The organism is Psychrobacter proteolyticus (assembly GCF_038155145.1).
Lineage (GTDB): Bacteria > Pseudomonadota > Gammaproteobacteria > Pseudomonadales > Moraxellaceae > Psychrobacter > Psychrobacter proteolyticus_B.
This window is the reverse complement of the sequence record NZ_JBAKAY010000002.1, coordinates 133,953-147,825: the sequence shown is the minus strand read 5'-3', so window position 1 is coordinate 147,825 and position 13,873 is coordinate 133,953. Positions and strand designations below refer to the sequence as shown.

Below are 13,873 nucleotides of genomic sequence, written 5' to 3'. Positions count from 1 at the left end.
CCAAGAGAACAGTTGATAATCTTAACAACTTCAATTTTAATTATTTGAACCAAAGGAATGTTTATGGCTGTTTATAATGCCCCTCTTAATGACATGCGCTTTATCTTAAATGACGTATTCAAGGCGCCAGAGTTTTGGCAAAACAACGAAAACTTGGCTCATGTCGACATGGAAACTGTCGATATGATTTTAGAAGAAATGGGAAAACTGTCAAAAAACATTCTACTTCCTATTAACCGTAGCGGTGATGAAGAAGGCGCAACTTTCGAAGGTGATGGCGTCGTCACTACGCCGACAGGCTTCAAAGAAGCCTATAAGCAATATGCTGAGTCCGGCTGGGTCGGCTTAAGCGGTAATGCTGAATACGGCGGTCAGGGATTCCCCAAAATGGTTACCATGCTCACCGAAGAGATGGTTTTCACTGCCAACCAATCATTTGCCCTGTATCCAAACCTAACAGTAGGCGCGACGCTTTGTTTAAATGCAGCTGGCTCTGAAGAGCAAAAGCAAACTTATCTAGAAAAAATGTACAACGGCGAATGGGCGGGCACCATGTGCTTGACAGAGCCACATGCTGGTACTGATTTGGGTATTATCAAAACAAAAGCCGTGCCTAATGATGATGGTAGCTATGATATCTCTGGTACCAAAATCTTTATCACTGGTGGTGAGCATGACCTTACTGACAACATCATTCATTTGGTATTGGCAAAAACACCTAATGCACCAGAAGGCTCAAAAGGCATTTCACTATTTGTCGTACCAAAATTCTTGGTCAATGCAGATGGTAGCTTAGGTGAGCGCAATACATTAGCGGTCGGTTCTATCGAACACAAAATGGGTATCAAAGCCTCTGCGACTTGTGTCATGAACTTTGATAATGCCAAAGGCTGGATGGTTGGCGAGGAAAACACTGGTCTATCATCAATGTTCATCATGATGAACTACGAGCGTGTCACTATGGGCTTGCAAGGCCTTGGTGGTTCTGAGCTTGCTTATCAAAATGCAGCGTTATATGCCAATGACCGCGGTCAAGGCCGTAGCGATACCCAGCTACAAAGCCCAGAAAAACCTGCTGATGCTATTATTCATCATGCTGACGTCCGTCGTATGCTATTGAATGCTAAAGTAAATACCGAAGCGTCACGTTGTTTTGCGATGTATGTTGCCAAAAACCTTGATGAAGAGAAATTTAGTACCGATCCTGAGTCAGCCAAAGCGGCTGCAGCTCGTGTTGCCCTACTGACACCAGTTGCTAAAGCGTTCCTGACTGATAAAGCACTGGAAGCCACTGTTGATTGTCAGCAAGTCTTTGGTGGTCATGGCTATATCCGCGAATGGGGTATGGAGCAGATCGTTCGTGATACACGTATTGCGCAGATTTATGAAGGCACCAACGGTATTCAAGCGCTTGACTTATTAGGTCGTAAAGTTGCTCGTAACAATGGTAAGTACGTCACTCATTTCTTGGGTGAGATTCGTGACTTCGTTAACAATATGCAAGCAGACCATGCTATCAAACAAGCTACGTTGAATGCAGCGGATACTATTGAAGAGCTAACCACCACTGTGCTTAATAACATCGGTGAACGCAAAAACGAAATCAATGGCTGTGCTGTTGACTACATGCATGCGTTTGGCTACCTTGCCTATTCATACATGTTTGCGTTGATGGTAGAAGCTGCTAATGGCAAAGAAGGTGAGTTTTATACCAACAAAGCCAAGCTTGCAGATTACTTCGTTGGTCGTGTCCTACCGCGTATCGATGCTCATGCACAGATGGTCAAAGCTGGTAGTGACCCAATGATGAACTTTGATCTTGCTTATTTCGACGTTCCTGCAAGCTAAGCTAGCTTTAGAACTAACTTAAAATACCTTGATTAAAAGGACAGTCGTGTTACTGTCCTTTTTTTTGTCAAAATAACTGCTAACAAAATAATTCAATATCAATTGGCAGTTCCGATTAAAATAACGCAAGACAAGATGTCGCTCGACTACAATTGAACGATTGGTAAACATTACTCAACCACTTATACCGACTTAAATAATAAAAACGATTGAAACAACCATGATAAAGGGTGCGACGTGTCAGAATTAAAACGCATTTTACAACAGATTACCGCTTTGAGCGACGTGCCAGATCCTGCGGTACTCAAACGCTTGATTGATGAGCTACGAGTCAGTGATAAAGAACCTGCATTGGCCAACGAAAAAATTCAATCCCTTATTGATATCATACATCAGCATCCAGAATATGGAGATGGGCTGTCTAGTTTTGTGCTAAAACTGATTATCCAATATCGACAAATTGCGCTGTATACCGATACTGGTATTATGTCCGACCAAGGATTCTTTAACAGTTTACGCCGTTTGATTGGCCATCGGTTTTTACCATTATTGCCACAAGATGACTCTGTCGTTGAACTGGTGGGCTACTTATTTAACAAACGCTCTGATGAACGTTGGCTGGCCAATATTGAAAAGGAAAAATGGGACAAACTGGTTGAGCTGGTTCGCGTAGAAGAGAAACATTTAAATCTAGTAGCTACTGCAAAAAACAGTATTTTAAATGCCATTATCATTTTGTCTTATCGCATCAGCGGTATCGGCTTGCATCCTGATTTGATGGAATCCTATCCACAAATACTGAACTATTCCGCATCTTTTGTTGCACAAAATCAAGAAGCCGTACTCTTCGTCAATCAATATCGTCAAGCACATGAGCTTGATACCTTGACAGATATCACGCCTGAGCAAGCAGTCGATCCTGCACCTCTATTGGTTATGCTTGAACAGTGCGAAGATATCGTCGCTACCGTACGCAAGCGGATTTACAAAACTGGTATCTCTATCCGTTTGACTAATATGATGCTGCGTCTAGATCAAAGCTTGCAGCGTATGCGGATTTTGACTGAGCTGGTCACAGACGATAATCAAAAACGAGATCGTGCTGTTATCGAACTGATACAGGCGCTCATCACTACGGCCAACCAGCGCTATAGTATTGGTTATTTGATTGATAACAATACTAAACTGCTCTCTCGCAAAGTCACAGAAAATGCCAGCCGCGTCGGTGAGCATTATATTAGTACCGATAAAGCAGGCTATCAAAAAATGCTCAAAAAAGCCTCTATTGGTGGCTTTATCATTGCATTTATGGCAACCATAAAAATACTGGCGTATCACTTAGCGCTCGCACCCATGGGTCGCGCGTTCATCAACAGTATGATTTATGGTTTGGGTTTCGTATTTATTCATGTTATTCGCGGCACAGTCGCGACTAAGCAGCCAGCCATGACCGCGGCTGCAATCGCCTCTACCATATCTGAAGGCTCTGGTAAAAAATCACATCAGTTAACTAAGCTATCAGAATTGGTGGTCGATATCTTGCGTACCCAGTTTATCGCTATCATGGGTAACGTCATGTTAGCCGTACCCGTCGCTTTGATTATCTCTTTTGCTTGGTTGCAATATACTGGCGCGCCAATGATTGATACCGAAAAAGCAGGACACCTGCTACATGATCTCGACCCCTTTCACTCATTAGCACTTCCCCATGCTGCTATTGCTGGGGTTTATCTGTTCTTATCTGGTTTGATTGCCGGCTACTACGATAACTTGGCAGTTTATAACAATGTAGGCGCACGTATACAACGCCACAGATTACTAAAATACATATTGCCTAGCTCATGGCTTCAGCGTTTAGGCGGCTTTATAGAAGCCAACTTGGGCGCTATCATGGGTAACTTCTTATTCGGGGTGTTCTTAGGTAGTACCGCGACTATCGGCTATATCTTCGGCTTACCCATTGATATTCGTCACATTGCCTTTGCTTCAGCAAACTTGGCACACGGACTATTCAACATATCTGCTGATGACATCAGCTGGAGTCTCATCCTAATTTCTATACTTGGCGTGGCACTTATTGGTCTGGTCAACTTAATCGTTAGCTTTTCGTTGGCACTGTTTGTCGCCCTACGTTCTAAAGAAGTTCGCTTTTTTGAATGGAGTCGCCTCACAAAACTCGTATTTGGTCATATTATTAGTCATCCGTCTGACTTTTTCTGGCCACGTGATAAGCCAATGAAATATGCGCGTATCGATAGTCAGGGACACATGATATTTGATGATACTTCCGCACAAAAAAATGGCAAATCTATACCAAGTAATTATGTGGTAAGGCGTCTGTCTGATGTCAGGATACTGCCTGAATCTAAACATGCTGATGCTCAACATTCCCAGACGAATACCGATATCAACTATGAAAAGCAGCCGACAGATGGGCATACGCAGCCGTATAGCTCTCCTGAAAAGGTAATGGATTTGGACGATGGTTTAGTCGATGACGAACTAAACAGCGTTCCTTATACCGATGACATCCAATACGATAAGGCCACCAAAACGATAAGTGCGGTTGATAGCGACGTTGTTAGTGATGAGCCACACCATACTGACTCTGATGATAAGCAGACTGGTGACGCCAAAACACCTTTGCCAAAACCTAAAAAACCGCCAAAGCTACCTAGTTAAATAGGTAGTTGCGGTGGCTTTATTCTCGATCGACTGTTGATATTAGAATTATTTGTCATAAGACCTGTTATGCTAAACGGTTTTGACTAAATTACTCTGAGACGAAGATCATATGAAACAAGAAGAAATTAGAGAAAAAATGACCATTCTTATTGATAAGTTATTATCAAATACTTTAAGTGAGCAAGAAGATGACAAAGTTTTGGATGAAATCAGTCGAATTTCTCCATATCAATATTGGAGTGATTTAATTTTCTGGACTAACGACTACGTTGATGAGATTGATGGAAATCTTAAGTTAAAGCACGACGAGTTTTTTGATGAGGTATTTAACGGTTCTAAATCAAATGAAGAACAGAAAAAACAGAAAATCAAAGGACTGTTGGCACATTTAATAACAAATGATTTTTCAGGTTTGCCGATACAGTCTAGCATCGCTGTAAGCGCTGAAATTGATAGACTATCTCCTGATAAGAATTGGTGGGCAATCCTATATTCGAATACAGGTGTTTTGAATCCAGAGTTTTTGGATAGAGAAGGTGATTTTAATTATGAACTGTTTGTTGAAAAGCTATTTGATTAGCATGAGTTTATGATTTGAGAGCATAGTTTCCATGTAGGGTATCGAATCAGCGAAAGCACCCAATTGTTAGCCATAGGTATATCCCAGCGGAACCAGTTATTTCACCCTTCAAACCTATTAACAGACTACTTAAAACAGACTGATATAATGGAGCCACTTATAACAGACTGTTTATTTAGCCTTTTATATTGAGACGCTTATAACTCTCTTTATGGACTCGGGCACTGTGCGCTTGAGGTCATTACCTTGCCGTCACCCAATCTATAAGCCAATAGATAATTACCCCACACGCAGCCACCGTCGAGTGCGCGCGCATGTGGCACATCAATCTCTCCTTTTAGCGCAGCCCAATGACCGAATAGTATCTTACGAGTGCGCGGTACTTGCCACTCAAACCAAGGCAAAAAATCGGTTGGCATAGCCTCATCTAAGTCTGCTGAAAAGCTAAACTCAAGCGACCCATCCTGCTTACACAAGCGCATACGCGTAAAGTAATTAGCAATCGCCCGCATCTTAGTAAATCCTTCGATACCTGCATGCCATTCATCCGCTTCTTTGCTATATAGATTCGGTAGCAATTGATCTAGCTGCGCCAAATTGCTTTGCAGCTGAGCTTCTAATTGCTGTGCGTATCCTGCGGCGGCTTCGATACTCCAATGTGGTGGAATACCCGCATGCACCAACACCGTGTGCTCATCAGGATAAGCCAATATTGGCTGCCTGCGTAACCATTCGAGCAACTCATCACAGTCATCCGCAGCAAAGATAGGTGCAGTTTTGTCTTTATTTTTAAGCTTGGCTACACCGCGCCAGACTGCTATCAAATTAAGATCATGATTGCCCAATACCGTTGCCGCAGCGCCCTGCTCACACAACGCTTTGACATGGCGCAGCGTATTCAATGAGTCCTCGCCGCGTGCTACCAAATCACCAGCAAACCATAATTTGTCTTGGGCAGGATCGAAATCCAGTGTTTTTAGCAATTGTAGATACGCAGCATAGCAACCTTGTAAGTCACCGATAACATACTGATGGCGAAAACTCATAATACCTCAATGATTTAAACACGATAGTTAAAGACAGATCGATAAGAAATAAATACTTAAGTACTGGTCATAAAAATAAAGCATAAAAAACCGCCATTATAATTGACGGTTAGTAGCATGCTTTTATTTATCAAAAATACATTATACGTCTAGCTGTTGTGAATGATTGCTCAGGTTCACAAAGTCTGTGACGCTTAATGTCTCGGGTCGTGCTTGCGGATCGATACCACAAGCCGCAAAATCGTCTTCGCTCAATGTCGGCAGCAACGTTGATTTTTTGAAGATAGCACGTAGTGTTTTGCGACGATGGTTAAAAGTCTCACGTACGACAATAGCAAAATGCTCTTCATCATTTGCGACTACTGGTTTGTTGATATGCGGCGTCAGACGAAAGACAGCACTGGTCACCTTGGGTGGTGGATTAAACGCACCGCGAGGAACGGTCAGCAAATAATCTGTATCACAGTGGTACTGCATGATAACCGATAAACGGCCATAGGTCTTGCTACCCACATCGGCTGTGATACGCTCGACCACTTCTTTTTGCAACATAAAATGCATGTCTTGAATCACATCGGCATAGCTAAGCAGATGAAATAAGATAGGCGTTGAGATGTTATACGGCAGGTTACCCACTACGCGCAACTTACCGCGTTCTTCACTATATAGCTCACGATAATCAACATGCATCGCGTTGTCTTTGATAATCTCAAAGTTTGGATGGCTATTGGCGCCGATACGAATACGCAAGCTATCTGCCAAATCGCGATCTAGCTCCACCACTGTCATCGCATCCACTTCTGCCAATAAAGGCTCGGTCAATGCGCCCATACCAGGCCCAATCTCGATCAAATTGTCATCGCGCTCTAGACGAATACTTTCGACGATTTCGCGAATGACGCTAGTATCATGCAAAAAGTTTTGGCCAAAGCGCTTACGCGGCTGATGTTTGGCAGCACGTAAGCTGTTAGAAATAGTTTGAGCATCAAATGAAGTTTTGGACATAAAAGAGTCTTAATGTATAAAAGATAAATGGGCGATAATAATGTAATGGCAGCGATACGCTGACTTTATAATGACAAATTATACCACAGCTCATAATTAGGCTGTGTTTTTGAATAATTATTATCGATAAACGAGCCATGCTTTCGAGCAACTGACTCGGTAACTTCTTACCTCTACATCCATTTAATATAAACTCTGATTATGCTAAATGGCAGCGTCAAATCAAGTGCTAGCAGACAGAAACAGGTCCAAAGACGGCGTCATCATAACGATTGCAGCGTAAAACTAAATCGATAATTAATCGATTTTTAACACTTCTCAGGTTTAATAAAGCCCGACTGCATAACGCAATTGGTTATGTCTCACCTTTTGATTCTGAAAAGCGGTATTATGATAATTTAAACCTGTCAGGCATTGCTATCTGACTCCAGTAAGCCAGTCTCTGATATAGTCGAGGCGGTTCAGCCCTACGCAATCGTCAGCCCGCCAGATAAATACCCTTAGGGAATTCACATATGATCCTGAAACTTAACGTCACCCTCCATTATCGACTCTCAGAGCCAATGGATCTTTTGCTTCAGATCGAAGCCGCCGATCTTGCGGATCAACGGGTACGTTCGACCGAGATTTGGACATCAGACGTTGCGCATTTTTCACGGGTTACCGCCGATGACGGTATAGGAGAGCGGATTTGGATTCACGCTGAAGGGGATTTTAGCTGCACTTATCTCGCAGAAATCGCCGTTGACCGTCCTGCCTTAGACATATCGGCACTGTCCCAAACGCCCCTGCATCTTTTGCCCGGAGAGACAATCAGGCATTTGATGCCGTCTCACTATTGCCCGTCAGAACAGTTCCATGCCTTCGTGGACGCCGAGTTTGGCAATCTCGCTGGCGGCGCACGGATTGCCGCGATGCGCGACTGGATCGAGTCGGCATTTAGCTATGTACCCGGATCGAGCCATGCACAAACCACCGCGCTCGACAGCTTTGCTCAACGTCAGGGCGTATGCCGCGACTTTGCGCATGTTCTCGTAACATTAGCGCGCGCGTCGTCGATACCAGCTAGGTTTGTGAGCGTTTATGCACCCGATGTGACACCACAAGACTTTCATGCCGTGGCCGAAGTCTATCTTGAAGGGAGCTGGCACCTCATTGATCCGACTGGCATGGCAGGTGCCGACACAATGGCCCGCATCGGTGTTGGGTCCGATGCGTCCAGCGTCGCGTTTTTAACTTCGTTCGGATCCATTGAGCTGGTCAACCAGTCGGTATCCGTGACCAGACAATCTTAGGAACCTGACCCTAGGCTTTCGAGCCTGCGTTTAAGACCATAACCGCCGCCATAATATGAAGGAGGTGGCATCGGTTTTGGTCCATCGGCTTCTCAATCTTCCATTCTTCACCGTGCAGATGAAAGTTTTCGTTCAACGGATCAAGGTCATGGTAGGAGAACATCTCAGACTGTGTTTTTCAGATATTTTATCTACAAACTATCTCAAATGTAGCGCAACCAACATAGCAGCTCTTTGCTCTCGTATCATTTAACATGAAAGTCTTTCTAGGGAAGCAACAGTGGCTCCCTAGTGAGGACTTAGGTCTTTGACTGTAGGCTAATAGTGGTTATGGTTCGAGTGCTCTGGATAGTCGTCGTACTCTTTATAAGCGATCACATAAAATTTGGGATTATCTTACTTTATTTTAAAAAGATTATTCAAAGATGGCACAGTGAGTTAATCACCATTTCATAATACCTCGTGTCACCTTGATACTGCCAACAAGCGTTGAACCTTCATAATCTTTAGTTAATCGTAGCAAATGTCAACCCAGTCTGCTTTTCGACAAGCCTCAATAACTGCCTCATTTTTACCAGAATAAGGGGTGATTTTGTGATGCCAGTGAATTGCATTACGAAGTAGTTGAGGATCAAATCCCCAGTCATATTTTTCATTATCTGCAAGTGCAACTGCTTCAGAGGGTTCCAAATAAGCCAGTTTATGATCTGTCCATAATCCTACGTCATGATAGGCAAATATTGTTTCAATTAAAGCCTCATACTCAGGTTCATTGTCCAAAAAATGCATGGCATAAGTAATGGCACGATAAACATGGTTACGATAGCCTGGGAAGTCCTTATCAATCAGATGCTTATAACGTGCAAGGATTTCTTCCACTCGAGATCGTACTAGTTTGATTTCAATATCAGACATAGCTTACACTTCTATTTTTATCAAGAAACCTTAATCTAGCAAGCCTATTTCAAAAGTTAAATACTTTTTTAAGCGATATAGATGATTATATGTATCAATAGAACCACTTACATTACGTTTAATTATTCATAAGTAGGTATTACTCACACTAAAACCATCAAGTACGATGTGAACAATACCTATTAGGCGATGAGTCATAACAGAGGTATATCAATGAGTAAGCGACTTATCCGCCATCTCATTAGCCATATTTAGTGCTTGGTATAAGCTAGTCGCACTCGCACCGCCGCTTCCTGCCAAGTCTAGTGCCGTACCATGATCGACAGAAGTACGAATATAAGGCAAGCCTAAGGTTAGATTAACCGTATCACCAAAACCGTGCGATTTTAATACTGGCAATCCTTGATCGTGATACATGGCAATGACCGCATCACAGTTTGCTAAATGTCTGGTAGTAAATAACGTATCCGCTGGCATTGCCTCTGAAATATTGACGCCCATATTGATAAACTCGTTGAGTACTGGATTGATAATTTCAATTTCTTCCATACCCAAATGGCCGCCCTCGCCTGCATGTGGATTGAGGCCGCAAACCAAGATACGAGGCTGCGCGAGACCAAACTTCTCTCTCATGTCATCGATGACAATTTGTACCGTTTGGCGTACATTATCGGCAGTAATCGCAGCAGGGATATCCTTTAATGGTAAATGCGTAGTGACAAGCGCTACTTTCATCGCTTGGTTGGCAAGCATCATGACGACTTTCTCACAGCCACTTTGCTGCATAAAAAACTCAGTATGACCACTAAACATGGTGCCATCTAATAGTTTGATACCAGCATCTATCAACGCTGATTTTTGCAATGGCCCAGTGACGATGGCAGCGACTGTATTATTTACTGCCAGTTTATGAGCAATATCTAACTGCTGAGCCACCATCACTGAGTTAGCAATATTGATTTGCCCGCAGATAACTGGTGCGGCACAAGGAATATTCAGTAGGATGAAAGAGCTATCAGCGTCTATATCTTGCTGCGATATCTGCTCTACCAAGTTAACATCGAAATTACCGGCATTTATATCTGTATTGATAGTATGCCAGCTAGGTATACTTTTGAGCACGCCAGCTGCAACCAATTCATCTGCGCGAGTTTGCATCGCTTTAGCGTCAGCAGTCACCCAAATTGGCCGAGCAAAGTCTTGTAACTTACCCTCTGCTGCTAGTCCTAGTACTACGTCCATGCCAATGCCCGCAGGCTCACCTGTAGTGATTAATAGCGGTCGTTTTTCTTCTGTCATAACAATAGCCTTATTTTATTCAAATTATTGATTTTATTGTATTTATAATTAATATTTTAAGTTTTTACACTTAGATGCTTTATGGTATTTTTTATTTCATTAAAAACAATCACTTCAGATTTAGTTCTTTATCAAGTCTAAAAAACCACATTATGTGTTAAACTTTCGCATCTGATTGTAGCATTTACAGACAAACCTGAGACCGCGTTTTGGTACTTCTATCGTAGAGGCGCTCTATGTTTGTATTGCTCTATCATCGACATCCTTTTTCATACCCATTTTAACTCATTAGGCACTCATGGCAGAAAACGACAAAACCGACGACTTACTCAATCAGACACCGCCGCACAATATTGATATTGAAAAGGCATTGCTAGCGTCTTTGATGAGTATCGAAGAGGCGTACGACAAGATTGCCGATATTGTCACCAAAGATGACTTTTATGCTGGGCGACATCAATACATTTTTGATGCCATTGCCCATTTGGCGGCAGTGAATGAGCCTTATGATACCGTCATGGTACACGACTGGTTAGAAGCGCAGAAATTACTCAAAGGTGCAGGTGGTGACAGTTATTTGGCTGATATTTTGAGCCAAAGCCCTGCAACCTTGTTTAACCTGACAGCCTATGCCCAGCGTGTGCGTGAGCTATCAACCCTACGCCAGTTAATTACCACTGGTAATGACATGCTGACGCTTGCCTATAATCCAAAAGACCAAAGCGTTAGTGACATTCTAGACAATGTCGAGGGCAAGATATTTAGTATCAATGAGCAGCATAATAAACGCGCGGAACAGCGTGGCCCTGTCGGTATCACTTCTGTCTTGACCAATGTTATCGATAAAATTCAAGAACTAAAATCTAATCCCGATGGCATGATTGGTTTGCAGACACCATTTGCCGAGCTGAATAACAAAACTCAAGGCTTACAAGCGGGTGACTTAATTATTGTCGCTGCGCGTCCTTCGATGGGTAAAACCACTTTTGCGATGAACTTGGCAGAAGGGATCTTGTTTAATGAAGATTTGCCCGTTGTGGTGTTTTCGATGGAAATGCCTGCCGAATCTATCGTCATGCGTCTGCTGTCCTCATGGGGCGCGATTAACCAGACGCACCTGCGTTCTGGGCAAATGAATGAAGATGAATGGGCAAAGATGATGAACGCCATTCAACATTTGCAATCAAAGCATTTATATATTGATGATAGTACTGCCCTACCGCCGTCTGAGATGCGTTCTCGCTGCCGCCGTATCGCCAAAAACCATGACGGTCGCTTGGGTGCTATCGTAGTCGATTATCTTCAGCTGATGAAAGTACCAAGTCTAGATGGTAACCGTGTTGGCGAGATTTCTGAGATTTCTCGTAGTCTAAAAGCATTGGCACGTGAGCTTGAATGTCCTGTGATTGCGCTATCACAGCTTAACCGTAGTCTAGAAAACCGTCCAAATAAACGCCCTATCATGTCGGATCTACGTGAATCTGGTGCGATTGAGCAGGATGCCGATTTGATTATGTTCATCTATCGTGATGAGGTTTATAATGAAAACTCGGACCATAAAGGCGTGGCGGAAATCATCATTGGTAAACAACGTAACGGCCCTATTGGTACTATTCGTCTAGGCTTTGAAGGTCAATTTACCCGCTTTATCAATCTAACGCCAGAGTACTACCAAGGCGTGAGTTTTGAGAATGATGAGTAATTAACCTTATAAAATTTAACCCTAATCAATACTAAGCATCAAAATTAGGTCTAATCATAGGTTAATAAATAATTTTATATAACCAGTTTTAATACAATAGCCAGTACCGCATCAATCCAATCGATGTAGTACTGGCTTTATAACTTCATAATTCTACTCATAAAGAAGGCGATTATGCGCACAATCACGATAAAACCAAAAGCCCTTACTCATAACCTAAATCAAGTCAAACAACGAGCACCTCAGTCTAAAGTATTAGCTATGGTCAAATCCAATGCTTACGGGCATGGCGTGGCGGCAGTCTTGCCAGCCCTGCAGCAAGCAGATGGTATCGGTGTCGCTACGTTGACTGAAGCGCTGGAAGCCAGACAGTTAGGTTGGGAAAAAACCATCGGTCTAGTAGAAGGTGCGTTTACCGCTGATGAGTGGCAGCAAGCGATTGATCATGAGATCAGCTGCGTGATTCACCACGGACCACAGCTAGAGTGGGCCCTGCAAAATGTCCCGCCAGCTGGCAGTGCAACTAGAGTAGCTTGGCTCAAATACAATACTGGCATGAACCGTTTGGGTTTTAACGCTGAAGGTGTGCTATCAGCAGCAAAACGCCTACATGAAGCGGGTTATCAGCTGATCCTAGCCACGCATTTCGCCAATGCTGATGACCACGATCACCCATTAAATGCCATGCAGATTGAGCGTTTCTCGAGCGTACTAGCGACTTTGAAAGACACCATTAGTCCAGATATCCAAGGCTCATTATGCAACTCTGCTGGTATCGTCAACTTTCCAGAACATCATTATGATTGGGTACGTCCAGGCATTATCTTATACGGTAGCTCACCTGTCGTCGATAAAAGCGCACAAGAACTAGACTTGCAGCCTGCGATGGATTTCAGTGCTCAAATCATTGCCCTACAAACCGTTAGCGCAAATGATGCGATCGGCTATGGTAGCCGCTGGCGTGCGCAGCAAGACACCAGAACCGCATTGGTCAGCGTTGGATATGGCGATGGCTATCCACGTGTGGTCACGGATGATGCATATGTCACTGTCATGGATGCTAACGACAGCCAAAGCTACCGCTGCCCAGTAATTGGGCGCGTGGCTATGGATATGATTGTCATTGATATCAGTAGCGCACCTGAGAGTCTTGCTATAGATAGCAAGGTCATGCTCTGGGGCGATGCGCCGCGTGTCGACGAAGTTGCAAGTCATGCTGGGACGATTAGCTATGAGCTATTATGTCGCCTGAGCATACGTCCAAACCGTACACAGGCATAATCATTAGCAGCACAGTCATTAGCATATAAGGTATTGCGGCTTGCTAATGTGGTTTCGGTCTATTTAACAAGCCATTTGATCTTGATAAAAATGAACGTTTACATTGAAAGTAAATACGCTATACTAAAAGTTTGTTGTCAACCCAGTATACGCACTGACGCGATGCTATTGAAGACTGATGACGTTTCACTGACTGCGATCGACTGCTAGGATTACT

General features: G+C 43.3%; 10 protein-coding genes. 6 read left to right on the top strand and 4 right to left on the bottom strand.

Going from position 1 to position 13,873, the window contains the following annotated elements; all coding sequences use genetic code 11:
• The first annotated feature begins 63 nt into the window (after positions 1-63).
• The 3 genes from V6252_RS03150 to V6252_RS03140 all read left to right on the top strand — a co-directional run bounded on the left by V6252_RS03150 (position 64) and on the right by V6252_RS03140 (position 5,113).
• Complete coding sequence (locus V6252_RS03150; protein ID WP_341609243.1) at positions 64-1,848, top strand: acyl-CoA dehydrogenase C-terminal domain-containing protein; 1,785 nt, start codon at positions 64-66, stop codon at positions 1,846-1,848.
• A gap of 237 nt (positions 1,849-2,085) precedes the next feature.
• The gene (locus V6252_RS03145) at positions 2,086-4,530 is read left to right on the top strand and encodes a site-specific recombinase (protein WP_341609242.1); all 2,445 of its coding nucleotides are present in this window, start codon (positions 2,086-2,088) and stop codon (positions 4,528-4,530) included.
• A gap of 112 nt (positions 4,531-4,642) precedes the next feature.
• Complete coding sequence (locus V6252_RS03140; RefSeq protein ID WP_341609241.1) at positions 4,643-5,113, top strand: hypothetical protein; 471 nt, start codon at positions 4,643-4,645, stop codon at positions 5,111-5,113.
• A gap of 209 nt (positions 5,114-5,322) precedes the next feature.
• Here the strand turns inward: V6252_RS03140 and V6252_RS03135 are convergent, their stop codons facing one another.
• Entirely contained in the window at positions 5,323-6,159 is an 837-nt protein-coding gene (locus V6252_RS03135) for a symmetrical bis(5'-nucleosyl)-tetraphosphatase (protein ID WP_341609240.1), read from the bottom strand.
• Positions 6,160-6,300: 141 nt separating this feature from the next.
• Positions 6,301-7,164 (bottom strand): 16S rRNA (adenine(1518)-N(6)/adenine(1519)-N(6))-dimethyltransferase RsmA, encoded by an 864-nt coding sequence (rsmA, locus tag V6252_RS03130; protein WP_057760387.1) that lies wholly within the window; start codon positions 7,162-7,164, stop codon positions 6,301-6,303.
• A 515-nt stretch (positions 7,165-7,679) separates the two neighbouring features.
• Here rsmA and V6252_RS03125 point away from each other — a divergent pair.
• Entirely contained in the window at positions 7,680-8,459 is a 780-nt protein-coding gene (locus tag V6252_RS03125) for a transglutaminase family protein (RefSeq protein ID WP_341609239.1), read from the top strand.
• A gap of 510 nt (positions 8,460-8,969) precedes the next feature.
• Here the strand turns inward: V6252_RS03125 and V6252_RS03120 are convergent.
• Together V6252_RS03120 and pdxA are read right to left on the bottom strand one after the other, a co-directional pair.
• Entirely contained in the window at positions 8,970-9,374 is a 405-nt protein-coding gene (locus V6252_RS03120; RefSeq protein ID WP_341609238.1) for a hypothetical protein, read from the bottom strand.
• A 210-nt stretch (positions 9,375-9,584) separates the two neighbouring features.
• Positions 9,585-10,673, bottom strand: a complete 1,089-nt coding sequence (gene pdxA / locus V6252_RS03115; RefSeq protein WP_341609237.1) for a 4-hydroxythreonine-4-phosphate dehydrogenase PdxA — start codon at positions 10,671-10,673, stop codon at positions 9,585-9,587.
• Positions 10,674-10,971: 298 nt separating this feature from the next.
• On the opposite strand from pdxA, the gene dnaB reads away from it, so the two are divergent.
• Positions 10,972-12,375 carry a replicative DNA helicase gene (gene dnaB, locus V6252_RS03110; RefSeq protein ID WP_057760393.1) on the top strand — a complete coding sequence of 468 codons (1,404 nt, stop codon included), beginning with the start codon at positions 10,972-10,974 and terminating at the stop codon, positions 12,373-12,375.
• Between the two features lie 174 nt (positions 12,376-12,549).
• A complete protein-coding gene (gene alr, locus V6252_RS03105) occupies positions 12,550-13,656 on the top strand; it encodes an alanine racemase (RefSeq protein ID WP_341609236.1) in 1,107 nt (368 codons plus the stop codon).
• Positions 13,657-13,873: the final 217 nt, after the last annotated feature.